The following is a 21,468-nucleotide window of genomic DNA, read 5'->3' as shown; positions in this document are numbered from 1 at the left end:
ACCCGACGGAATGCACCTCAGATACGCCGTGTTCGGACCGGCCGGACCGTCCGGCTGGTGCGTGTTTCTGCCCGGTTATACCGAATTCATCGAGAAGCACCTGGAGACGGCCGCGGACCTGCGCGCCCGGGGGTTCGGCGTGATCTGCCTGGACTGGCGCGGCCAGGGCCTGTCGGCGCGATACCTGCCGGACCGCTCCAAGGGACATGTGGACAGCTTCGATACGCACCTGGCCGATCTCGACGCGGTGATCGCCGATGCGGGCCTGGACAAGGTCGGGCCGCTGACGGTCTTCGGCCATTCCATGGGCGGTCACCTGGCGATCTGGTACTGCCGGCGCCATCCGGAGCGGGTGAAGCGCTGCATCGCCATCGCTCCGATGATCGGCGTGGCCTCACTGCGCCCCACGATCGGCGGTCTGCTCGCGGTGTTCTGTGCCGTCGGCATGTCCGGCCGCTATGTCTTCGGCGGCAGCCCCTACGGTCCACGCCGGCGCCAGTTCGAGGGCAACAAGCTGACCACCGACCCGGACCGTTTCGACCGGGCGCACCGGCTGATCGCGGACAACCCGGAGCTGGCGGTGGCGGATCCGACCTTCGGCTGGGCCCGGGCGGCCTGGCGCTCGATCCAGCTTACCCACCGGCCCGGCTGGTTCGAGGCGATCCGCACGCCGATCCTCGTCGTCCTGGCCGGCCGCGACCGGATCGTCGACAACGCGGCGACCAAGCGGGCGATCCAGCGCCTGCCGCACGGGGTCGGGTGCCGGATCCCCGAGGCCGAGCACGAGATCCTGGGCGAGATCGACCCGATCCGCGACCAGCTCTGGGACGCCGTCGACCGGTTCTGCGGATTGAAGGTCGCGTCGGTTGAGCCGGAGCGTGCCAAGGAGACGGCGGTTTAGGGGAGGGGAGACCGACGCGCGCCTGCCTCGCCTCATTCGCCAACCTCGTTTCTCCCATCCCCGGGCCTCATCCTGAGCAGGAGCGCAGCGACGTGTCGAAGGGCCGCGCTCGATGAGGTGCTTAGGGGGAAAAGGGCGGGCCGCCTCAAGGTGTCCAGATGTACTGGATGTCGATCGGATCGCGCTCCGTCTCCACAAAACCCAGGCGCTGGTAGAAGCGGTTGGCCGGGCTGCCGTTCAGCACCGTCAGACGGATCGGCTTGCCGAGCGCACGCGCCTCGTCCATCAGCACGCCCATGATCCGGCTGCCGAGGCCGCTGCCGTGGCACTCCGGCGCCAGGTACAGGTGCTCGATCTCCACATGCCCGCCGTGGTCCGTGAAGGTCACGCAACCGGCGAAGCGGCCGTCGAGATCGATCAGACGGGTGCGGTCCGGGCTGAACCTGGCGACGAACTTGTCGCGCGCCCGTTCCGGCGTGTAGCGGCCCAGGCGCTCCAGCTCGCCGCGCATCACCAGCACCTTCAGGTCGACCAGGCGGTCGATATCGTCGGTGGTGGCCGGAATGAAAGCGATCGGTGGCAGGTCTGCAGATTTGGACCGTACGGTTTCGGCTGTCATGGGACCAATTTTGTACAGGGCTTCGACTTGGCGTGGTGCGCTGCGGCAGACTACCATGTGGGACGTTGCTGTCACCGCCCGAGGGAGGGTCGCTTGCTGCTCATCGAGAAGATCATGGCGGCCTTCGCCAGCCTCATAGCCATCAACCTGATGAAGCTCGACAGCGAGGATGTGGTCCGCGCGCGGCGCGAGTATCTGGGCCAGAAGCCGGTGGTGAACGGCCCGATCCCGCGTGGCGGCGACCGCCAGGTTGTCGTGCGTTTCGGACGCTGAAATGACCCAATCTGTCACTGTTGCTGCGACGCAGATGTCCTGCGGCGCCGATGCCGCCGCCAACCTCGACCGGGCCGAGGCGCTGGTGCGCCGGGCCGCTGGAGAGGGCGCCCAGGTCATCCTGCTGCAGGAACTGTTCGAGACCCCGTATTTCTGCAAGGACCAGGACCCGGCCTATTTCAGGATGGCCCGGCCGGTGGAGGGCAATCCGGTGATAGCCCGCTTCGCCGACCTCGCCCGCGAGCTGTCGGTGGTGCTGCCCTTCAGCTTCTTCGAGGCGGCGCACAACGCCCATTTTAACAGCCTGGTGATGATCGACGCCGACGGGTCGGTGCTCGACCTGTACCGCAAGGCCCATATCCCCGACGGGCCGGGCTATCAGGAGAAGTTCTACTTCACCCCCGGCGATACCGGCTTCCGGGTCTGGGACACCGCCTATGGACGCCTCGGCTGCGCGATCTGCTGGGACCAGTGGTTCCCGGAATCCGCCCGCGCCATGGCGCTGCAGGGGGCCGAGCTTCTGTTCTACCCGACCGCCATCGGCAGCGAGCCGCCCCCGGCCCCGCCGATCGACAGTTCCGGCCACTGGCGCCGGGTCATGCAGGGCCATGCGGGCGCCAACCTGACACCGCTGGTGGCGAGCAACCGGGTCGGCCGCGAGATCGGCCAGACCTCGGAGATCACCTTCTACGGCACCTCCTTCATCACCGACGAGACCGGTGCGGTGGTCGCCGATGCCCAGGACGCCGATGACGCGGTGATCACCGCGAGCTTCGACCTGGATGCGGTGCGCGCCCGGCGGCTCGGCTGGGGCGTGTTCCGCGACCGGCGGCCGGACCTCTACGGCGCGATCGCCACGGCGGACGGTACCCGGCGGCGCTGAGCGCATGGGGATCACCATCACCGCCTTCCACCGCTCGCCCGATCAGGGGCGGGGGCTGGCCAGGGACATGCAGGTCCGCTGGGCGCTCGAGGAACTGGAGCTGCCCTACCACGTCTGGTATGTGCCCATCCCGGAGCTGAAGCTGCCCGAGTATCTGGCCCTGCAGCCCTTCGGGCAGATCCCGGTTTTCGAGGAGGACGGTCTGGTGCTCTTCGAGTCCGGCGCCATCGTCCTCCACCTGGCCGAGCGTTACCCTGGATTGCTGCCCGAGGATGCCGACGCCCGGGCGCGGGCGAAGATGTGGGCGGTCGCCGCGCTGAGCACGGTGGAGCCGCCGATCATCGAGCTGCAGACCGCGACCTTGCTGGAGCGCGACAAGAGCTGGCAGCAGGAGCGCCTTCCGCAGGTAAAGGACCGGGTCCGCGCCCGGCTGGCGCCTTTAGAGAAGCTCCTTGGCGCGGGAAGCTGGCTGGAGCCCGGGTTCAGCGCCGGGGACCTGATGATGATCGCCGTGCTTCGCCGCCTGTCCGGCTCGGGCCTGCTGGAGGATTTCTCGACCCTGGGCGCCTACATCGACCGCGGCGAATCCCGTCCGGCCTTCCAGCGCGCCTTCGCGGCGCAACTGGCAGCCTATCGGGAGCACAGCGCGTAGAAAGCGGTGATGTGCGTGTGGCCGCGCGACATCCGGCTCAGACTGTGTTAGCCGAGACGGGCAAACCGTGCGTGCACCCTAGGACCTCTTCGATGACCCTGCCCAATCGCGTGCTCGACCACGCCCGCATTCCTGAGCTCAGCAATCCGTATTTCGGGAAGGTTCGCGACTGCTATGACCTGCCCGATGGGCGGCGGATTCTGATCGCCTCGGACCGGATCTCCGCGTTCGACCGGATCCTGGCGTCGATCCCGTTCAAGGGCCAGGTGCTCACCCAGATGGCGCGCTACTGGTTCGAGCACACGGCCGACATCTGCCGCAACCATGTGCTCGACTATCCCGATCCCAATGTGGTGGTGGCGAAGCGGCTGAATATCCTGCCCGTCGAGATCGTCGTGCGCGGGTATCTGGCCGGCACGACCAGCACCTCGGTCCTGACCCGCTACAAGAAGGGCGAGCGGGTGATCTATGGTCACAGCTTCCCCGAGGGGCTCCGCGACAACGAGAAGCTGCCGACCCCGATCATCACCCCGACCACCAAGGCCTTCGATGGCGGCCACGACGCGCCGTTGACGGCCGAGGAGATCCTGTCCCAGGGGCTTCTCACGCAGGCCCAGTGGGAGAGCGTGTCGTCCATTGCCCTGGCGCTGTTCGCGCGCGGTCAGGAGATGGCGGCCGAGCGCGGGCTGATCCTGGCGGATACCAAATACGAGTTCGGCACAGACGCGGGCGGGACGATCGTGCTGGCCGACGAGATCCACACACCGGACAGTTCGCGCTTCTGGCTGGCCGACGGGTACCAGAAAGCCTTCGTGGAAGGAGGCCGTCCGCCGTCCTTCGACAAGGATGTCATCCGGTCCTGGGTCGATGCCCGATGCGATCCCTACACCGACGACATTCCGGAGATCCCGAAGGAGCTGATCGACCGGACCGCCGCCGTCTATGTGGAGGCGTTCGAGGCGATCACCGGTCAGACATTCGTGCCGGACGTCACCGGTGCCACGCCGCTGGACCGCATCCGGGCGAACCTGTCGGGCTATTTTTCGGCCTGAGCCGCCAGCCGCTCGATCAGGGCGGGAAGGTCGGCGATGGTGTCGATGACGTGGTCGGCGCCGGCGGCCGTCAGGGTCTCGGCCGCTTTAGCGCGCAGTGGGGCAATCTCCGCCTCCGACATCGCCGCCAGCTCCGCCGGCGTCCTGCCGACCGCGTTGCCGGACAGGGTCACGCCGACGGTCATGCAGCCGGCCGCCACCCCCTCGGCGATGCCCGGTTCGGTGTCGTCCACCTTGATCACCGCGCTGGGCGGGTAGACCACCAAGTCGAGGAAGCATTTGTACATCATCAGCGGCCCAGGCCGGCCCTCGGGCAGGTCGTCGGCGCAGACCAGGTTGTCCGGCGCATACCCCTGCTCGGCGGCGAGCGGCAGGACCCGCTCCATGATCGAGCGGGTATAGCCGGTGGTCGAGCCGATCTTCATGCCCCGGCCGCGCAGCCAGGCGACCACGTTCTTGGTGCCCGGCACCAGGGTGGCGTAGTCGGCCACGACCTCCTCGTTCATCGGCACGAAGACCTCGTAGACCTTGTCCACGTCGGTCTTCTGCGGGGCAGTCCCATATTTGGCGGTCCACTGCTCGACGACCGACGGGAGTTTCATCATGGCGTCTATATGGTGCCATTTCGGCGCCCCCATCGGGCCGCGCGCCTCCTCGATGGTCGTCGCTATGCCGAAGCGCTTGAACGCCTCCACGAACACGCCCATGGGCGCGAAGGAGCCGAAATCGATCGTCGTGCCGGCCCAGTCGAAGACCACCGCCTTGAACGTCGTCATGCCGTGCTGCTCCCGAACAGGTCGTTGATGGTTTCCTCGCCGATGCCGAAGGCGGTCGAGGCGCCGCAGCCGGCCGTGACGACGACCACACGGGTAGCGTCGTCCGGCGCGTCGGTGAACCGCCAGCGGTCTGCCGCACTGGCATAGGTCCCGATCCAGGTCTCGCTCACCCGCCGCGCACCCAGGTCGAGCACCGTGTCCAACTCGTCCAGCACCAGACCGTTGAGCGCGTCGGAGACGAAGGGGTCGAGGGTCTCGCCGTATTCGTGAGTATCGCCGACCACCAGGGAACCGTCTTCCGATTGCACGACGATCAGGTGGATGCCGTGCTGCCGCTTGGCCGACTGTTCGCGGTCCAGCCGCGCCTTCAGGGGGGCGGCTTCGGGCAGGTCGGCATAGCCGTGGTAGCGGGCGAGGCCGTGGTCCGACATCACCGCTGAGCCGAGTGTGACGGGTCGCTCCGGCACCACGCGCATCATCTGCAGCTTGCAGCGGGTCGGGGCATAGGCGGCGATGCGGTCGGCGAACAGGCCCTGGAAATTGTCGCCGGGGCAGACGATCACGGTCTCCGCCTCGACCCGGCCCCGGCTGGTCTCCAGCACAGGTGCCTCTACCGAATGGACCAGGGTCGACCACAGGAACGTCACGCCATGGACCTCTCCCAGCCAGCGGGCCAAGGCGGGGATGGCGGTCCGGGACTCCACCCGCAACTCGTGCGGAGAGTAGAGGGCCGCGCTCACCCCTTCGGGGCGCAGGGCCGGACAGTGGGCGCGGGCGTCGTCGCGGGACAGGCGCCGGCACTCGGCCCCCATCTCGGTCGCCAGGAAGGCGTCGATCACCGTCTCGGCCTCGGGATGGCGGGCGGTGACGATCAGGCCCTCGTGCAGCACAGGGATCCTCGCCGCGGCCGCGACCTCGGCCCAGACATCGCGGGAGCGTCGGGCCAGGGTCCAGCAGTCGCCCGCCTCCTGGCCGGTAACGGTCACGAAGCCGAAATTGCGAATGGAGGCGCCGGTGGCGAAGGCGTCGCGCTCGATCACCACCACCCGCTTGCCGCGCCGGGCGGCGGCCAGCGCATGGGCGAGGCCGAGGATGCCGGCACCGACGATGGCAATGTCATAACTCATGCAGCGGCCCGCGATCACGTAAACCGGGCATGTAATCGCCTCGCACGGGCAGCGGCAAGGGCGGTTTCGTGAACCTTCTGTGTCGCTCTGAGGGCTATGCAGGCAGGCGGAGCTTGTCCCGTGAGACCGGGTGGTCCCAGTCCTCGCCGGCGACCAGCCGGGCGGCGAGCCAGCCCCAGTCGTCGGCCGACTTCGCGCCCTTGCCGTTGCCGCCCACGGCAACCGCGATTCGGCCGTCCTCGACCCAGTCGATATGGGGATAGCCGGTCGACGTCCAGGCGACGGCGCAGGTGTCCGTGTGCCAGTGGGAGACACGAGCGAGGCCTGGGATCAGGTCGGTGAGGAAGGCCTGGAAGTCGCGCCTATTGTCGGCCGACCCGCTGCTCTTGAACCAGCGGGAGAAGTCGTCGCGGCTGCGCAGATCGGCGTCGTCGGTGCTGCCGATGCCGATCTTCAGGTAGAGCTGCCCGTCGGGATAGCGGATCGGCGGCAGGATATAGGCGCCGCTCTCCGCATGGCCCATGGTCGGCATGGCCGCCAGTTCCCCGACCAGATCGACCTCGATCCGGGCCAGGGTGACGGTGCGGCCGAACACCCGCAGGTTCAGCGCCTTCGCGCTCAGCCCCCAGGCCTCGGTGAAGGCCCCGGCGGCGACCAGCACCCGCTCGGCCCGGTGGACCGCACCGCCGGCGGTCTCCACCTCCACCCCGCCGGAGACCAGCCGGATGGCGGCGGCCTCTTCGGCGATGATCATGGCACCGCGCTTCGTCGCGACGGCGCATTGGGCCGCGACCATGGCGCGCGGGCTGATATGGCCGGCCAGGCCGGTCTCATGCAGACCGTGCTTGTCGTCGGTGACGTTGAGAAAGGGGAAGCGCTGGCGGATCGCGGGGGCGTCGAGCCACTCGGTCCGCGCGCCCAGCGGCCGGCCGGACGCCTCGGCCCGCTCCAGATAGTCGGAACCGGGGCCGCTGAGGCCGAGATAGCCGGACGGGGTGAAGAAGCGGATGCCGCTTTCCGCCTCGATCTCCGCGTAGCGCTCGATGGACCGCTTGGCCGTCACCGCCCAGACCGGGTCAGGATCGACGAAGCGGGTCATCCGGCCCTCGTCGTAATGGCTGGCGAAGACGCCGGTATGGGCGGCGCGGTCGGCGGGCTCGTCCGGGCCGAGCAGGGCCACGCCCTCCATCAGACCCGCCAGGTGCCGCCCGGCGGCACTGCCGATCAGTCCGCGGCCGACGACGATGACCTTATGCATGGACGGTCTCCTCAACCTAGCGCGTGACTGGACAGGGCGATGACCTTGGGGCCGTCCGGCGCCACCGGCCAGGCCTCCCCGCGCACCATAACGGGGGAGGCGGCACCGGCCGGGGCGAGCCCCTGGTCCTGGATGAACCGGGCGAACGTGTCGAACCCGGTCGGGGCGTCCACCCGCACGAAGCCGGGCAGGGCCAGCGCGCGGAACAGGCGGATCGCGTCCTCGTCGCCGGAGGCCACGATCGGGCCGACCACCGTGCCGCGCCCGAAGCGGCGCTCGACCGCGTAGCCGGCGATGCCCGCGCCGGCGTCGATCACCGCTACCCGTCCGATCTCGCTCAGGGCCGCCAGGGTGGCGAAGCGTCCGGCGCCGAACGCAGCCTTGTCCAGCGCCAGGATCGCCGGCATGTCGTCCGGGACGGCCGGGCGGATATCGACCTCCGCCTGCGGCCGGCCCTCATAGGGCCCCTGATACTGCTGGCAGGCGCCGACCGTCTGGAAGCCGAGCTTGTCGTAGAGCGGTTTGCCCGCCTCGGTGGCGAGCAACATCATCGACCGCTCCTCGGCATCGTCCAGCACCTGCTCGACCAGCCGCCGACCGATCCCGCGGCCCTGGGCATCCGGATTGACCATGACCAGGCCGAGCCGGGCGGCGGCCGGCTCGAACGCCCACCACAGGGCCACGCCCTGCAGGGTGCCGTCCTCGTCCTTTGCCACATGACCGGCGCCCAGACGCATGAACAGCTCGATGTCCTCGCGCCGGTGCGGCCAGACAAGGGTCTTCACCAGATCGGTGACTGCGTCGAGATCATCCGTCTCGACGGCGCTGTAGTGGAGCGGGGAGGCGGTCATCGGGTCTGTCCCTGGGCGGAGGCGGAGGCGTCGCCGCGCAGGCGGCGCAGGGTGGCGGCGGGGTCGCCGAAATGGCGGTGCAGTTCCGGCAGAATCTTGTCCAAGGGGGCGGAGCCGATCAGCTCGGCCAGGCGGAAATGCTCGACCGCGAGATCGTCGCGGCTGCGATAGCCGCCCATCAGCCGGTGCAGGCACAGCCGGGTCTCCGCCTGGACGGTGGCATAGGTGCGCGACAGCCGCAGGCTGCCGGCCGCATCCACCAGTGTGCGATGAAACTCCAGGTCCAGGTCGCCGCCGCTCGCGTGATCGCCGCTGCGCATGGCCCGGTCCATGCGCTCCGAGAGGACGGTCAGGGTCCTGGCGGTCGCGGCCCGGTCGCCGCTGTCGATGAGGCGTCGGATGGCGGCCTCCTCCAGGCTGGCGCGCACGAAGAACACGTCCAGCATGTCCTCCTCGCTGAGGTCCACCACGAAGACGCCGCGATGGGGAATGCTCTTGAGCAACCCTTCCTGCACCAGCCGCTGCATGGCCTCGCGCAGGGGGCCGCGGCTGATGCCGAGGCTGAGCGCCAGTTCAACCTCGTGGAGCTGCTCGCCGGGGCCGTGCACGCCCGCGAGGATGTCGCCGCGCAGACGTTCCGCCACCTGGGCGGAGAGGGTCACCTTCTCGATGGGCCTGGGCGCCGCCACGGCTCAGAGCCCGAGCAGGCCGGGCAGGCCGCCGATATCGGGGATCGCCCGGTAGCCGTAGGCCGGGTTGCCGGGCCCATGGCCGCGTTCGACGAAGACCCGCTGGCCGATATGCAGATCATGGGCGGTCATCAGGTCGTAGCGCAGGCTGGAGGACACATGCATCACATGCTCCGGCCCGCAGCCCAGCGTGTCGAACATGTATTCGAAGGCCTGGAAGCGCGGCTTGTAGGACTGGGCCTGTTCGGCGGTGAGGACCGCGTGGAACGGCGCGCCGAGCTTGTCGACATTCGACTGGATCTGATTGTCCGAAGCGTTCGACAGCACCACCAGCGGCAGCTTCTCCGCCGCCCGGGCGAGGCCGGCGGGCACATCCGCATGGGGACCCCAGCTCGGGATCGCGTCGACGATGGCCTGGGCGTCCTCGGCTCTGAACGTCACGCCCCAGCGCCGGCAGGTGCGCTCCAACGAGCGGTGCAGCACGTCGGGATAGGGTTTCCAGTCGCCCAGCACCTCGTCGAAGCGGTAAGCGCTGAAATCCGCCAGGAAGGCCTCCATGGCACCGGCCTCCACCCGGTCGGCGAGCCGCTCCCGGGTGACGTCGCCGACGCGGAAGTTCGTCAGCGTGCCGTAGCAGTCGAAGGTGATGTATCGGATCTGGGACAGGGACATGGGTGCGCCTCGATGGTGATGGCGCACCATCTCTTCAGATTGTAGGATTGTCAACAATCTTGAATGCCGCCCCCTGCGATGACGGAAACAGGCGGCGAACCGGCGCAAACACCGCATCTCCATCACACCGCCGGTCTATGCTTGAATGCGCAACCGGCGGGTCGGGGGGAGGGGTGATGTTTCTGTCGGTGTTCGACATCTTCAAGATCGGCGTCGGCCCGTCCTCCTCCCATACGATGGGGCCGATGCTCGCGGCGTCCCGGTTCCTCGCGGCGCTGCGGGAGGCGCGCACCGCGACCCCCGCGCGCCTGCGCGTCACCCTGCACGGCTCGCTCGCCTTCACCGGCAGGGGCCATGCGACGAACCGGGCGGTGGTGCTCGGCCTGCTCGGCTTCCGGCCGGAGACCCTGGATCCAGACCGGGCGGACAGCCTGGTAGCCGGCGTGCGGGACAGCGGCCGGATCGCGGTGCCGGGCCTCGGCGCGGTCGCCTTTGACCCCGAGGCCGATCTCGTCTTCGACTATGGCGACCCGCTGCCCGGCCATGCCAACGGCCTGGTGATCGAGGCCTTGGATGCGGCGGGCGCGCCGGTTCTGTCGGAGACCTATTATTCTGTCGGCGGCGGCTTCGTGGTCACCGCGGCGGAGCTGGCCGAGCAGCAGGCGGGCGAGCCGGAAGGGCTTGCGGCGGAGAAGGAGGGGTTGGGCTATCCATATCCCTTCGGCTCGGCGGCCGAGATGCTGACCATGGGGGAGGCCGCCGGGCTCACCATTGCCGAGATGAAACGCGCCAACGAGGCGGTCGCCCATGGAGACGGGTTGGATGCCGCCCTCGATCGGGTGCTGGACGCCATGGATGGCTGCATCGATCGCGGCCTGTCCCAGACCGGGATCCTGCCGGGCGGGTTGAAGGTCCGGCGCCGGGCCAAGACGATCCACGACGCGCTGCTGGCCGAGCGCGGGCTGAACCGGGTTCAGCCCCATGCGGTGAACGACTGGATGAGCGTCTATGCCATGGCGGTGAACGAGGAGAACGCCGCCGGTGGACGGGTCGTCACCTCGCCGACCAACGGGGCGGCTGGGGTCGTTCCGGCGGTCCTGCGCTATTACCGGGACCACTGCATCGGCGCGAGCCGGGCGGGGCAGCGCGACATCCTGCTGGTGGCGGCAGCCATCGGCGGGCTGATCAAGCACAATGCGTCGATCTCGGGGGCGGAAGTCGGCTGCCAGGGGGAGGTCGGCTCCGCCTCGGCCATGGCGGCGGCCGGGCTGTGCGCGGCCCTGGGCGGCACCAACGCCCAGGTGGAGAACGCGGCCGAGATCGCCCTGGAGCACCATCTCGGCATGACCTGCGATCCGGCCGGCGGCCTGGTCCAGGTGCCCTGCATCGAGCGCAACGCGCTGGGGGCGATCAAGGCGGTGTCCTCGGCCAGCCTGGCGCTGCGCGGCGACGGCCAGCACTTCATGCCGCTCGACAACTGCGTGCGGGTGATGCTGGAGACCGGCCGGGACATGAGCCTCAAGTATAAGGAAACATCCACCGGCGGCATTGCGGTCAACCTGCCGGAGTGCTGACCGACCCGCTCGGACCCGGATGATCGAAGGGCCGGGACGTTAAGGCCTTCGACTCGCTGGATCTCCGCGGCTTTCCGCCGGCCGGCGGCACCTACTCTGCGGAGTATGCAAAAATTTGGAACCGTTGCGCTCGTCTTGCGTTTCATTCACGCGGCGGGGATCAGACAACGTGATCCGACAAAACTCGAAAAACGTTCACGGAATAATCGGATCATGTTTTCCGTCCTGCCTATGTCGAAACCAAGTGGCGAGGGGTTTGTCCGGTCGCCAGATCGATTGGGAGAACTAGATGTTTTCGACACGTGTTGGAGGACTTGCCGTCGCCGTGGTCGGTGGCGTGCTTCTGGCTCTCGGGGTGAGCGCGACTGACGCTCCGCTCGCCGAGCTGAGGCACGAGCTCACGGGGCAGTATTCGGACCGGACGATTCTGCAGATCGTCGGCGGGGCCGCCGCACTGGTGATCGGGTCGCTTGTGGCGCTTCGGGCGCGCTCGTGATCCGGGATCCGTACTCGAAACTTCTGCCCGAGACTTCAGAAAGAACGAAGGAGAACCGTAATGCGTAAATCCGTGATGTATGCCGTGCCGATCGCTCTGGTGACGCTGATGTCCGTCGGCTCCACCGCTGCCCAGGCCAATGACGGCGTTCTCTTCCCGAACGTCCATGCCATGCGCATGGCCCAGCCGGCCGGCGGCAACTTCAACCAGGAACTGGTGAAGGAGTACAAGGAGATCGCCCTCTTCGAGGCCGACGAGATGTACGACTGGTTCGATGCCGAGAACCACGCGACAAAGGGCGTGATGGCGCAGAACGGCAACACGCCGCTGCCGTATGACCCGGAGAACTGGGGCATCGAGGACCCGGCGAAGATGGCCGAGCTGAAGTCGGCCCGCAGCGAGCTGGTCGGTCTGCTGGATGCCGGCGGCCGCGAGATGGCCCCGTCCGAGGCCGCCATCGCCCAGGCGAAGTACGACTGCTGGGTCGAGCAGCAGGAAGAGGGTCACCAGCCGACGCACATCGCGGCCTGCCGTGACACCTTCATGGCCGCGCTGAACAACCTGAAGGCCGCCATGGAGCCGAAGGTTGCCACCACGGATGTGACGCAGACCTATGCCGAGGTTGCACGCGAGATCGTCTACTTCGATTTCGACAAGGACACCATCACCCCGGACGCGCAGGCCAAGATCGACGCCTTCGTGGTCGAGATGAAGAAGCTGAAGGGCATCACCCTGTTCATCACCGGCCACACCGACACCTCGGGCTCGAACGAGTACAACAAGGACCTGTCCGCCCGCCGCGCCGCCAACGTGCGTGCCGAGCTGGACCGCCAGGGCATGACCACCGGCGACATCGAGGACCTCGAGATCGCCGCCGAGGGTGAGGAGCAGCCCGCCGTGCAGACCGGCGACGGCGTCCGCGAGCAGCTGAACCGCCGCGTCGAGATCATCGCCCAGGGTGCGGTGACCGAGACCTCCCGGGTGACCACCGTCACCACCAACTGAGACAGTCTTCAAAGGCTATCGACTTGGGACCCCAGCCCCACGGCTGGGGTCCTTTTTTGTGCCCCGCAAATCGTCCTTCGTGTCTTTTCTGTGGCAAGCTGTGACAACGCTGTGCGTCGCTTGAAAGCGCCTGTTTTCTGAAATAGATCAGCTACATCGTCGACCGTAGGAGTAGCTGAAATGTCTATCCATCAAGTTGTCAAAACCATATCTGCAGTCCTCGTCGCCGGTGTTCTTCTTGGCGGCTGTTCCAACCTCGACAATCGCGAGCAGAGAACTCTTTCCGGCGGTGCGCTCGGTGCCGGTGTGGGTGCCGCGGCCGGCGCGCTGACCGGCGGCAGCTGGCTCGCCGGCGGCCTGATCGGCGGTGCGGCCGGTGCGGCGATCGGCGCCTTCACCAGCGAGAACGAGGTCAAGGTCAATCCGTGACCTTGGCCGCGCCGGCCCGGGACGTCCCGTCCCGGGGGTCGGTCGGACCCGTCCCCGCATATCTCCGGATGATTGAGAGTGCCATGTTGAGAGGATTGACAGAAACGGGCGGTGAGGCGATGTCTCATCGATGCGCCTGTTCATTGCTACCGCTTGTGTCCTATCGCTGGCTGCCTGCGCCGGAACGTCCGGTCGTCAGGAAGCGGCCATCGGCGTTCAGCCGATGGCCAAGCCTGCCGAGGGACCTGGCTTGCGCGCGCCGGTTCCCGAACCCCGTCCCGCCGTGCCGCGGCGGTCGTCCGGTGCAGGCGGCGGCTCGACCGCATCGGGCAGCGGGGATCAGTCCGGTTCCGGAATCCCATCCGCATCCCTCCCACGGCCACCGGTCGATATGGACGCGCTGTCCGGCGCCGACCGGCCGAGGCTCTTGTCCGTCCTCGGACCGGCCGACGAGGTCCGCGACCAGCCTCCGGGCGAGGTCTGGATCTATCGCGAAGGAGGATGCTCGGTGGAGCTCTATCTCTTCCCGCAGATCTCCGCCTCGCAATACGCCGTCCTCGGGCATAAGTTCCTGCCGTCGTCCCTCGCAGAAGAGGAGCGCACGGCATGCTTAACGAAGTTAGCTTCGAGGACACGTGCTTCGTAATGCCTCCTGGACCTCCCGCGCGCGTCCTGATCGTCGATGACGATGCCCTGATCCTCGAGACCCTGGCCATCAATCTCGAGGATAACGGGATCGAGACCGAGACGGCCGAGTCGGGTGAGGCGGCCATGCGCCGTCTGTCGGAGGACGCGAATTTCGATCTGGTGATCCTCGACTGGAAGATGCCGGGCATGTCGGGCCTCGACACCCTGAAGGCGATGAACGCGGCGAGCCTCAACCTGCCGGCCATCATCCTGACCAGCCTGACCGACCAGATCTTCGAGGAGTCGGCGCTGGCGACGGGGGCGGTCGATTTCGTCGACAAGTCGCGCAGCTTCTCCATCGTCCTGCGCCGGGTGCAGATCATCCTGTCCGGCGTGCGTGGCCGGAACAACTCGGGCGAGGGCGAGGACACCGCGGGAGCCGGCGACAGCGACCGCATCGTGGTCGGCGCGCTCACCCTGGACCGCAAGGCCGGCCGGGCGTTCTGGAACGACCAACAGGTGCCGCTCACCCTGACCGAGTATCAGCTGGTCGATGAGCTTGCCTCCAAGCCGGGCCGAGACATCAAGTACCGCGACCTCTACAACCTGGTGCATGGCGAGAACTTCTTCGTCGGGACCGGCGGCGACGGCTATCGGGCCAATGTGCGCAGCTTCGTGAAGCGGATACGCCAGAAGTTCAAGGACATGGACGAGTCCTTCGAGCAGATAGAGAACTACCCTGGCTTCGGCTATCGCTGGCGTGAGCCGGAATAGGCGGCCGGTGAGTCAGGGCGCCCCCACATCGGTGTTCTCTCGTTACAGCCGCTCCATCGCCGCCAAGCTTGTGGTGGTGCTCATCCTGTTTCTGGTGGTGCCGGCGGTGCTCTATGGCCGGTTCCAGATGGCCGATCAGGAGCGCCGGGCCTTCATGCTGGAAAGCGTGCGCAGCCACGGCGCGGCCATCGCCCAGGCGCTGGCCGACGATGTGGGCCGGCCCGAGGCCGACGTCTTCGCCGATGTGCCGGCGAAGCTGCACCTGTTCGAAACGCCGGGCATGCGGCTGCGCCTTCTCTTCAGCCCGGCCGGCGATGAGAACGTTGCCGACTTCTTCTATGTCGCCACGACGCCGCCCTCCACCTCGCAACAGCTCGAGGTGGAACGCCGGCTGTTCCGCGAGACCGGGTTGCTGAGCGATGTCTGGTCCTCCTGTTCCGGCATGCTGGAACTGAGCCGGGTCACCCCGGTTCCCGATGGCGGACGCGAGCTGCTGGTCTCGATCACGCCGATCCGCACCGCCCAGGGCTGCTGGGCGCTGATCGCGTCCCTGGCCCTGGAGGACGAGGTCGCCGCCTCGCTGATCGAACCCTACTGGCAGCGTCCCGAGGTCATCGCCGCGGTGGTGATCTATGTGGCGATGGCCTCCATCCTCATCGTTGTGCTGCTGGATGTGCGCGGCGCGTTGCGACGCTTCGAGCGGCATGCCCGGCGGATCGCCAGCGCCGGAGGGGCCGGCCGCTCGTTCCGACGGCTCAACAAGGTGCCGGAGCTGGATGGGGTCGCCGGCGAGTTCGACGCCATGGTCCAGCGGCTGCATGACGTGGCGGTCGATATCCGTGCCTCGGCGGAGGAGCAGGTGCACGCCCTGAAGACGCCAATCGGCACCATCGCCCAGTCGCTGGAGGCGCTGCGCCGCGCCGTGCCGCCGGACAATGCGCGGGCGCACCGGATGCTCGGCATCATCGACCAGTCGCGTCAGCGGCTCAGCAGTCTGATCGTCGCCGGTCAGCGCACCACCGAGGCCGCCGCCCTGCTAGCCTCGCCGCCGCGCGATCCGGTCCGGATCGACGTCCTGCTGCGCGACCTCTGCGCCGATTTCGAGGGGCCCTGCGAGGCGCGGGGTATCCACCTCCACGCCGAGATCACCGCCGAGGCCGTGGTCCTCGGCAGCGACGAGATGCTGGAGGCGGTGTTCGAGAACGTGATCGAGAACGCGGTCGGCTTCTCGCCCAAGGGCGCCACGGTGTCCGTCCGGCTCCACCGGATCGGCGGCGATGTGCGGATCGTGGTGCGCGATGTCGGGCCCGGCGCGTCGGAGGAGGTGCTTGGCCGGCTGTTCGACAAGGGCTTCACCAAGCGCCCGGCCTCGGCCGTGGACGAGGGCGGCGGCGGTCACTTCGGCCTCGGCATGTGGATCGTCAGCCGCAACATCGAGGCGCTGAACGGCTCGGTCTCCGCCCGCAACGCCGAGCCCTGCGGCCTCGAGGTGACCATCTCCCTGCCCATCGCGGAAAAATCCTGACCCGCGGAATAACATCGTGTGGGTTAGGGTCATATTGTCAGCGGCCAACAAAAACGCCGCGTCATTGCCCCACTCCCCTGCAGGGCTCGTTTCGGCGGGCCCTGCACCTGGGGAGTGGAACCGGTCCGACGGGGTCGGTGCCATGACAGCGCCGAGCTGTCCAATCTTCGCGAAACCCTTGGTTTCCTATGGCTTTAAGGGCTTCGGCGGGTTCTTTGCCGAAAGACTGATGCCTTTGCGCAAGCAATAAAACTCCATACGCCTGCGTTCTTTCCGGAACTTGTGTGATCTCACGACGTTCACAGCTTGGGGCCGGGATGGCGCACACTTGTCACAGCTCTGGCCCAGCAACGTCACAGCCGTCTCGCTAAGTCTTAACCATCAGACGACGGCGAACAGCCGGACACTTTGAAGGTTGTGGGAGCAGAGCAATGACCATCACCGAAATGCAGGCCAAAGAGCATTACAGCAGCGTTCAGCGCACCGCGCGCCGGCTCGTGGGCAACCGTGCGGATGCCGACGACATAGCTCAGGAGGCGCTGCTGAGGGCCATCGTCTATGTGCGCGACGGCCGCAAGGTGGAGAACTGGCGGGGTTATCTGAACCGCATCGTGCGTAACGTGATCGCCGACGACTACGCCCGGCGCAAGCGCCAGGGGCCGGTGGTCGACCTGGACGATGTCCAGAGCAGCCTTGGTGTTCTGCCGAACCAGTATCAGCGCCACCGGGTGCATGAGATGCAGGATGCCATCGATGCCCTGCCCGAGCAGCAGCATGACGTGGTGCAGATGATCGCCGTGGATGGCATGTCCTACCGCGCCGCCGCCGAAACCCTGGGCGTGCCGGTCGGCACCGTGATGTCCCGGCTGTACCGCGGTCGCGAGACCCTCAAGGTCCGCATGGACGAAGCCATGGCAAGCGAGCCGGCGGCGGCCGCCGCCTGATCGGGCTCGCTCCGACTTCGGATCGGCCGGGCGACTTCCCCAGCGCCCAGCCGTTCCGCCTGGGGCCCGCCGGCGCCGTTTCCCCCACCCCCACCCCGCGGCGCCGGCGGGAGTCCCAACCGCATTGAATGGGTCCGTTCCAATCGCGACCGAGGGAGGTAGCAATGCGAGCGAAGCTGATCACTACCGTCTTGAGTGCCGCATTCATGGCCGGGGCCGCCCAGATCGTTGCCGTGGCGGAGCCGGCGAACACCCAGATCACCAAACCTGAGGCGGCCCCGACCGCACCGGTCGATGTGAAGCCGGTCGGACGGCCTCAGGTCGACGCGGCGACCTCCATCCGGGAGAAGCGGCTGGTCGGTGCGACGGTCATCTCGATCGATGAGAAGGAAACCGGCGAGGTCCGCGAGATCGTCGATGACGGCGGCTCGACCAAGGCGGTCGTCGAGTACGAGGGACTTCTCGGCGGCAAGCGGGTCGCCATTCCGATCGCCGATTTCACCCTGATCGCCGAGGGCCGCGCCCGGGTCGGGCTGAGTGAGGCGGAGATTAAGGACCTGCCGAATTACGGGGGCTGATGGCCCACACCGAATGCGTCGGGGCCTGGCGTTGTTCCCCCGAGCTCCCGCCCGAAGCGCCACAGCGCTCCGACGTTTGACCCCGCGGCACAGCCCGCGGGGTCTTCTTTTTTTGGGGCGGCTTACTGAGCGGCCCAGGCCGAGGCGAGCTGGCGCGAGACGAGCTGGGCATAGAGCCCGCCCCGGGCCAGCAGTTCCTCGTGACTGCCTTCCTCGACCAATCGGCCTTCCTCGAGAACGACGATCTTGTCGGCGTCGCGGATGGTGGAGAGCCGGTGGGCGATCACGATGGTGGTCCGGTCGGCCTTCAGCTTGTCCAGCGCGCCGCGCACTGCCTGTTCGTTGACCGCGTCCAGGTGGGAGGTAGCCTCGTCGAGGATCAGGATCGGCGCGTCCTTCAGGAAGGCCCGGGCGATCGCCACCCGCTGGCGCTGACCGCCGGATAGCGAGGTGCCGCGCTCGCCGACCGGCGTGTCGATCCCCTCGGGCAGGGTATCCACCAGTTCCTGCAGCGAGGCATGGCGCAGGGCGGCGAACAGGTCGTCCTCGGAGGCGTCTGGCCGGGCGACCAGGATGTTGGCCCTGAGAGTGTCGTTGAACAGGTAGGTGTCCTGGGCCACCAGGGCGATCCGGCCGCGCAGGTCGTCCAGCTCGTACTGCTTCAGATCCACCCCGTTCATGGTTACCGTGCCGGCATCCGGGTCCCAGAACCGCATCAGAAGCTGGGCGGTCGTGGTCTTGCCCGCCCCGGAGGTGCCGACCATCGCCACGGTGGCGCCGGCCGGGATCTCCAGGGTCACGTTGTTCAGGGCGTAGCGGTGCTGACCAGGATAGGTGAAGGACACTCCCTCCAGGCCCATGGAGGCCGGGCCCTCCTTCGCCGGAACACCGGGACCGTCGGTCACCGGCACCGGCTCGTTCTCCAGCCCGTAGTAGCGACGGGTGGCCCCGAGGGTGTCGGCGAGCTGGCGGCCGATCTGGGCGATCTCAGAGACCGGCAGGAAGGCCGCCATCGCCAGCAGGGTGAGCAGGGGCAGGATACCCGGATCGATCGATCCGTTGGACGCCATGACCGCCCCGGTCACCACAACCGCCAGGCCGCCGAGGCCCGTGAACATCTCCAGCAGGCTCTGCTGAAGGGTCAGTTCCTCGAAGAACGGCAGGCGCAGGTCGATATGACGCTGGGTGAGCTTCTCGATCAGCGTGCCGCGACGGTCCTCCTGCTGGAAGGCGACGATCTCGCCCAGGCCCTGGACCGAGTCCACGGCGACCGCGCCGAGTTCGCCGGAAGCTTCCCGCGCCTCCGAGCCGAGCTGATCGACCTTGCCGCGCATCAGGAACGGGGCGAGCGCCACCGCCGCCAGGAACGGCACCAGGGCCACCGCGACCCAGACGCTCTGGCTGGCCAGCACCGCCAGTACGGCCGCCGGCACCAGGATGGCGACGAAGGCCGGAGCGACGGTATGGGCGAAGAAGTACTCGATGAGCTCGATGTCATGGGTGGCGAGCGACATCAGGTCGCCCGTCCGCCGTCGAACCAGATAGGCCGGCGACAGCGCATCGAGCTTGCGGAAGGCGGCGATCCGCATCTCGGCCAGCAGGCGGAACGCCATGTCGTGGGCGAGCCAGGATTCCAGCCAGTGCAGCAGGCCCGACAGGGGGGCGACCACCGCCAGGGCGATCAGCCACTGGTCGTAGGAGGTGCCGTTCTTCAACGCCAGGATGGTCAGCGCGCTGAACACGCCGACGCCGATGAAGGCCACCACCCGCAGCACGCCGAAGGTGAAGGTGAGGGTGAGGCGGCCCCACCAGGGCAGGGCGGTGGCCATCAGCGCCTTCACCACCTGGAACCAGCCCAGGCCCTCGGCCTTGATGATGCCCTCGGTCGGGGCCTGCTTGGCGCCGCCCGGGACCGAGGCGAGGGTCTCCGAAGCCGGCTTGGGGTCGATCACCGCGTCGCCCTCGGCGCGCTGGGACTCCCGGGCCTGCTCGGCCATGAGCTGGGCATAGACGCCGCCCTTGGCCATCAGCGCGTCATGGGCGCCTTCCTCCACCACCTGGCCCTTGTCCAGCACCAGGATGCGGTCGCAGTCGATGACGCTGGACAGCCGGTGGGCGAGCACTAGGGTCGTGCGACCCTTCATCAGCCGGTTCAGGGCATCCTGGATGACCGCCTCATTCTCGGCATCCACGGCGCTCAGGGCCTCGTCGAGCACCAGGATCGGGGTGTCGCGCAGCAGGGCGCGGGCGATGGCGACGCGCTGGCGCTGGCCGCCAGACAGCTTGATGCCCTTCTCGCCGACCACCGTCTCGTAGCCTTCGGGCAGTCCGGCGATGAAGCTGTGGATATTGGCGGCCTGGGCGGCGGCGATCACGTCCTCCTCGGACGCCTCCGGCCGGCCCATGCGGATGTTGTCGCCGATCGTGCCGTGAAACAGGAAGGTATCCTGGTTCACCACGGAGATGCGGGAGCGGATCTGGTCGAAGGACATCTCCCGCAGGTCCACGCCGCCGATGGTGACACGGCCCTGCTCCGGATCGAAGAAGCGTAGCAGCATGCGCACGACCGAGGACTTGCCGCAGCCGCTTGGGCCGACCAGGCCGACCCGCTCGCCGGCGGCGACGTGGAAGTCGAGCCCGTCATGCACCATCCGGCGCGCGCCCGGGTAGCGGAAGCCGACGCCCTCGAAGGAGACGGACGGGGTCAGGCTCTCGGCCGCCGGGTTGTGCGGACCGTCGACCACCGCCGGGACGCCGTCCAGCAGGTGGTAGACACCCTTGGCCGCCGACATGCCGACCATGCCCTGGTGCAGCACGTTGCGCAGCTCGCGCATGGGCCGGAAGATCTCCACGCCCAACATCATGATGATCAGCAGCTCGGTCAGCTCCATCGCCCCGGCATCGACCCGCCAGGCGCCGACGGCCAGCGCGGCCGCCGCCCCGCAGGCGATGGACGTGTCGGTGATGCCGCGGGCCAGCGAGTTGGTCGCCAGCACCCACATGGTGCGCTTGAACAGGTCGCGCGCCTTGGCGGCCAGCGTGTCCGCCCGCTGGGTGCCCTGGCCGAATGCCTTCAGGGTGGGCAGGCCCTGGATGCTGTCCAGGAACTCGGCGGCGAAGGCGGAGTAGGACTTCTGCCGGCGCAGCGAGGCGCGCTGGTCGAAGCTGTGCCAGATCGCCGGCGCGAACAGCGCGATCAGCGCGAAGACCAGCAGAACGCCGGCCACCGGCAGGTCGAGGAAGGCGGCAAAGGCGAAGATCAGGACCGGCGTCAGCAGGGAGATCAGGCCCTGTGGCATATATTGGCCGAAATAGGTCTCGAGCTGCTCGACCCCGTCGACCAGGGTGAGGGTGATCCCGCCCGACCGCTCGCGGCCGACATAGGCCGGACCCAGCTCCGCCAGCTTGTCGAACAGCTTGCGCCGCAGCTTCTTCTGCACGATGGCGGCCGTGCGGTGCGCGAGCGTGTTGCGCCAGTGCTCGAAGGCGCCGCGCGCCACCATCACGAGGCCGATGGCCACGATCGGCCCCATCAGCTGTTCCACCGTGTCGCCGGCGAAGATCCGGCCGATCAGCCAGCCGAGCAGGGCCAGCCTGGCCACGCCGAGCGCCACCGCGCAAAGTCCAACCACCACGGCCAGCGCGATGCGCCAGCGAACACCCTGCGTGAAAGCCCAGAGACGCGTCTCGAAATGCATCGGGGTCATCCTCGAAAACCGAACTTGAAATCATTCTAGTTGAGAATGACTCCGAACTAGATGGA

Annotated in this window: 21 protein-coding genes; 13 read left to right on the top strand and 8 right to left on the bottom strand. The window is 67.9% G+C overall.

Annotated features, from left to right (window positions below):
- The first annotated feature begins 10 nt into the window (after positions 1-10).
- Positions 11-901 (top strand): alpha/beta fold hydrolase, encoded by an 891-nt coding sequence (locus ACOQOP_RS10215; protein WP_420566229.1) that lies wholly within the window; start codon positions 11-13, stop codon positions 899-901.
- A 145-nt stretch (positions 902-1,046) separates the two neighbouring features.
- On the opposite strand, the gene ACOQOP_RS10210 is transcribed toward ACOQOP_RS10215, so the two are convergent.
- Positions 1,047-1,520, bottom strand: coding sequence for a GNAT family N-acetyltransferase (locus ACOQOP_RS10210; protein WP_420566228.1), 474 nt, complete (start codon positions 1,518-1,520; stop codon positions 1,047-1,049).
- Positions 1,521-1,613: 93 nt separating this feature from the next.
- Here ACOQOP_RS10210 and ACOQOP_RS10205 point away from each other — a divergent pair, with 93 nt between their 5' ends.
- From ACOQOP_RS10205 to ACOQOP_RS10190, 4 genes are all read left to right on the top strand, one after another.
- Positions 1,614-1,793: a hypothetical protein gene (locus tag ACOQOP_RS10205; protein ID WP_420566227.1), complete on the top strand. Its 180-nt coding sequence runs from the start codon at positions 1,614-1,616 to the stop codon at positions 1,791-1,793.
- A gap of 1 nt (position 1,794) precedes the next feature.
- Positions 1,795-2,676 (top strand): N-carbamoylputrescine amidase, encoded by an 882-nt coding sequence (aguB, locus tag ACOQOP_RS10200; RefSeq protein WP_420566226.1) that lies wholly within the window; start codon positions 1,795-1,797, stop codon positions 2,674-2,676.
- A gap of 4 nt (positions 2,677-2,680) precedes the next feature.
- Positions 2,681-3,328: a glutathione S-transferase family protein gene (locus tag ACOQOP_RS10195; protein ID WP_420566225.1), complete on the top strand. Its 648-nt coding sequence runs from the start codon at positions 2,681-2,683 to the stop codon at positions 3,326-3,328.
- A 92-nt stretch (positions 3,329-3,420) separates the two neighbouring features.
- A complete protein-coding gene (locus ACOQOP_RS10190; RefSeq protein WP_420566224.1) occupies positions 3,421-4,380 on the top strand; it encodes a phosphoribosylaminoimidazolesuccinocarboxamide synthase in 960 nt (319 codons plus the stop codon).
- On the opposite strand, the gene phnX is transcribed toward ACOQOP_RS10190, so the two are convergent.
- The 6 genes from phnX to ACOQOP_RS10160 all read right to left on the bottom strand — a co-directional run bounded on the left by phnX (position 4,365) and on the right by ACOQOP_RS10160 (position 9,753).
- Positions 4,365-5,156 (bottom strand): phosphonoacetaldehyde hydrolase, encoded by a 792-nt coding sequence (gene phnX, locus ACOQOP_RS10185; RefSeq protein WP_420566223.1) that lies wholly within the window; start codon positions 5,154-5,156, stop codon positions 4,365-4,367. The genes ACOQOP_RS10190 and phnX overlap by 16 nt on opposite strands.
- Entirely contained in the window at positions 5,153-6,283 is a 1,131-nt protein-coding gene (locus tag ACOQOP_RS10180) for a TIGR03364 family FAD-dependent oxidoreductase (RefSeq protein ID WP_420566222.1), read from the bottom strand. The genes phnX and ACOQOP_RS10180 overlap by 4 nt, the downstream gene beginning before the upstream one ends.
- 94 nt (positions 6,284-6,377) lie before the next feature.
- On the bottom strand, positions 6,378-7,541 hold the full coding sequence (locus tag ACOQOP_RS10175; protein WP_420566221.1) for an NAD(P)/FAD-dependent oxidoreductase: 1,164 nt from the start codon (positions 7,539-7,541) through the stop codon (positions 6,378-6,380).
- Between the two features lie 11 nt (positions 7,542-7,552).
- On the bottom strand, positions 7,553-8,392 hold the full coding sequence (locus tag ACOQOP_RS10170) for a GNAT family N-acetyltransferase (RefSeq protein WP_420566220.1): 840 nt from the start codon (positions 8,390-8,392) through the stop codon (positions 7,553-7,555).
- Positions 8,389-9,081: a GntR family transcriptional regulator gene (locus tag ACOQOP_RS10165; RefSeq protein ID WP_420566219.1), complete on the bottom strand. Its 693-nt coding sequence runs from the start codon at positions 9,079-9,081 to the stop codon at positions 8,389-8,391. Before ACOQOP_RS10165 ends, ACOQOP_RS10170 begins: the two co-directional genes overlap by 4 nt.
- Positions 9,082-9,084: 3 nt before the next feature.
- Positions 9,085-9,753 carry a haloacid dehalogenase type II gene (locus ACOQOP_RS10160; protein WP_420566218.1) on the bottom strand — a complete coding sequence of 223 codons (669 nt, stop codon included), beginning with the start codon at positions 9,751-9,753 and terminating at the stop codon, positions 9,085-9,087.
- A 176-nt stretch (positions 9,754-9,929) separates the two neighbouring features.
- Here ACOQOP_RS10160 and ACOQOP_RS10155 point away from each other — a divergent pair, with 176 nt between their 5' ends.
- From ACOQOP_RS10155 to ACOQOP_RS10120, 8 genes are all read left to right on the top strand, one after another.
- Positions 9,930-11,327 (top strand): L-serine ammonia-lyase, encoded by a 1,398-nt coding sequence (locus ACOQOP_RS10155; RefSeq protein WP_420566217.1) that lies wholly within the window; start codon positions 9,930-9,932, stop codon positions 11,325-11,327.
- 289 nt (positions 11,328-11,616) lie between these two features.
- Positions 11,617-11,823 carry a DUF3185 family protein gene (locus ACOQOP_RS10150; RefSeq protein ID WP_420566216.1) on the top strand — a complete coding sequence of 69 codons (207 nt, stop codon included), beginning with the start codon at positions 11,617-11,619 and terminating at the stop codon, positions 11,821-11,823.
- A 60-nt stretch (positions 11,824-11,883) separates the two neighbouring features.
- Positions 11,884-12,828, top strand: a complete 945-nt coding sequence (locus tag ACOQOP_RS10145) for an OmpA family protein (RefSeq protein ID WP_420566215.1) — start codon at positions 11,884-11,886, stop codon at positions 12,826-12,828.
- A gap of 180 nt (positions 12,829-13,008) precedes the next feature.
- The gene (locus tag ACOQOP_RS10140) at positions 13,009-13,257 is read left to right on the top strand and encodes a hypothetical protein (RefSeq protein WP_420566214.1); all 249 of its coding nucleotides are present in this window, start codon (positions 13,009-13,011) and stop codon (positions 13,255-13,257) included.
- Between the two features lie 606 nt (positions 13,258-13,863).
- Complete coding sequence (locus ACOQOP_RS10135) at positions 13,864-14,658, top strand: response regulator transcription factor (protein ID WP_420566213.1); 795 nt, start codon at positions 13,864-13,866, stop codon at positions 14,656-14,658.
- 7 nt (positions 14,659-14,665) lie between these two features.
- Positions 14,666-16,183, top strand: a complete 1,518-nt coding sequence (locus ACOQOP_RS10130; RefSeq protein WP_420566212.1) for a sensor histidine kinase — start codon at positions 14,666-14,668, stop codon at positions 16,181-16,183.
- A 431-nt stretch (positions 16,184-16,614) separates the two neighbouring features.
- Positions 16,615-17,127, top strand: a complete 513-nt coding sequence (locus tag ACOQOP_RS10125; RefSeq protein ID WP_420566211.1) for an RNA polymerase sigma factor — start codon at positions 16,615-16,617, stop codon at positions 17,125-17,127.
- Between the two features lie 164 nt (positions 17,128-17,291).
- Positions 17,292-17,705: a PRC-barrel domain-containing protein gene (locus ACOQOP_RS10120; protein ID WP_420566210.1), complete on the top strand. Its 414-nt coding sequence runs from the start codon at positions 17,292-17,294 to the stop codon at positions 17,703-17,705.
- Positions 17,706-17,827: 122 nt separating this feature from the next.
- Here the strand turns inward: ACOQOP_RS10120 and ACOQOP_RS10115 are convergent, their stop codons facing one another.
- A complete protein-coding gene (locus ACOQOP_RS10115; RefSeq protein ID WP_420566209.1) occupies positions 17,828-21,403 on the bottom strand; it encodes an ABC transporter ATP-binding protein in 3,576 nt (1,191 codons plus the stop codon).
- Between the last annotated feature and the right edge of the window lie 65 nt (positions 21,404-21,468).

This window comes from Thalassobaculum sp. (assembly GCF_965223715.1).
GTDB lineage: Bacteria > Pseudomonadota > Alphaproteobacteria > Thalassobaculales > Thalassobaculaceae > Thalassobaculum.
The sequence above is the reverse complement of the archived record's forward strand: the minus strand, read 5'-3'. Positions and strand labels throughout refer to the sequence as shown.

Bases quoted from the DNA above. Each gene is read 5' to 3' on its own strand.
- ACOQOP_RS10135 (WP_420566213.1), top strand. From the start codon at position 13,864: ATGCTTAACGAAGTTAGCTTCGAGGACACGTGCTTCGTAATGCCTCCT.
- ACOQOP_RS10160 (WP_420566218.1), bottom strand. From the start codon at position 9,753: ATGTCCCTGTCCCAGATCCGATACATCACCTTCGACTGCTACGGCACG.
- ACOQOP_RS10170 (WP_420566220.1), bottom strand. From the start codon at position 8,392: ATGACCGCCTCCCCGCTCCACTACAGCGCCGTCGAGACGGATGATCTC.
- phnX (WP_420566223.1), bottom strand. From the start codon at position 5,156: ATGACGACGTTCAAGGCGGTGGTCTTCGACTGGGCCGGCACGACGATC.
- ACOQOP_RS10175 (WP_420566221.1), bottom strand. From the start codon at position 7,541: ATGCATAAGGTCATCGTCGTCGGCCGCGGACTGATCGGCAGTGCCGCC.
- ACOQOP_RS10155 (WP_420566217.1), top strand. From the start codon at position 9,930: ATGTTTCTGTCGGTGTTCGACATCTTCAAGATCGGCGTCGGCCCGTCC.
- ACOQOP_RS10190 (WP_420566224.1), top strand. From the start codon at position 3,421: ATGACCCTGCCCAATCGCGTGCTCGACCACGCCCGCATTCCTGAGCTC.
- ACOQOP_RS10150 (WP_420566216.1), top strand. From the start codon at position 11,617: ATGTTTTCGACACGTGTTGGAGGACTTGCCGTCGCCGTGGTCGGTGGC.
- ACOQOP_RS10140 (WP_420566214.1), top strand. From the start codon at position 13,009: ATGTCTATCCATCAAGTTGTCAAAACCATATCTGCAGTCCTCGTCGCC.
- ACOQOP_RS10115 (WP_420566209.1), bottom strand. From the start codon at position 21,403: ATGCATTTCGAGACGCGTCTCTGGGCTTTCACGCAGGGTGTTCGCTGG.
- ACOQOP_RS10120 (WP_420566210.1), top strand. From the start codon at position 17,292: ATGCGAGCGAAGCTGATCACTACCGTCTTGAGTGCCGCATTCATGGCC.
- ACOQOP_RS10180 (WP_420566222.1), bottom strand. From the start codon at position 6,283: ATGAGTTATGACATTGCCATCGTCGGTGCCGGCATCCTCGGCCTCGCC.
- aguB (WP_420566226.1), top strand. From the start codon at position 1,795: ATGACCCAATCTGTCACTGTTGCTGCGACGCAGATGTCCTGCGGCGCC.
- ACOQOP_RS10145 (WP_420566215.1), top strand. From the start codon at position 11,884: ATGCGTAAATCCGTGATGTATGCCGTGCCGATCGCTCTGGTGACGCTG.
- ACOQOP_RS10215 (WP_420566229.1), top strand. From the start codon at position 11: ATGCACCTCAGATACGCCGTGTTCGGACCGGCCGGACCGTCCGGCTGG.
- ACOQOP_RS10210 (WP_420566228.1), bottom strand. From the start codon at position 1,520: ATGACAGCCGAAACCGTACGGTCCAAATCTGCAGACCTGCCACCGATC.
- ACOQOP_RS10125 (WP_420566211.1), top strand. From the start codon at position 16,615: ATGACCATCACCGAAATGCAGGCCAAAGAGCATTACAGCAGCGTTCAG.
- ACOQOP_RS10195 (WP_420566225.1), top strand. From the start codon at position 2,681: ATGGGGATCACCATCACCGCCTTCCACCGCTCGCCCGATCAGGGGCGG.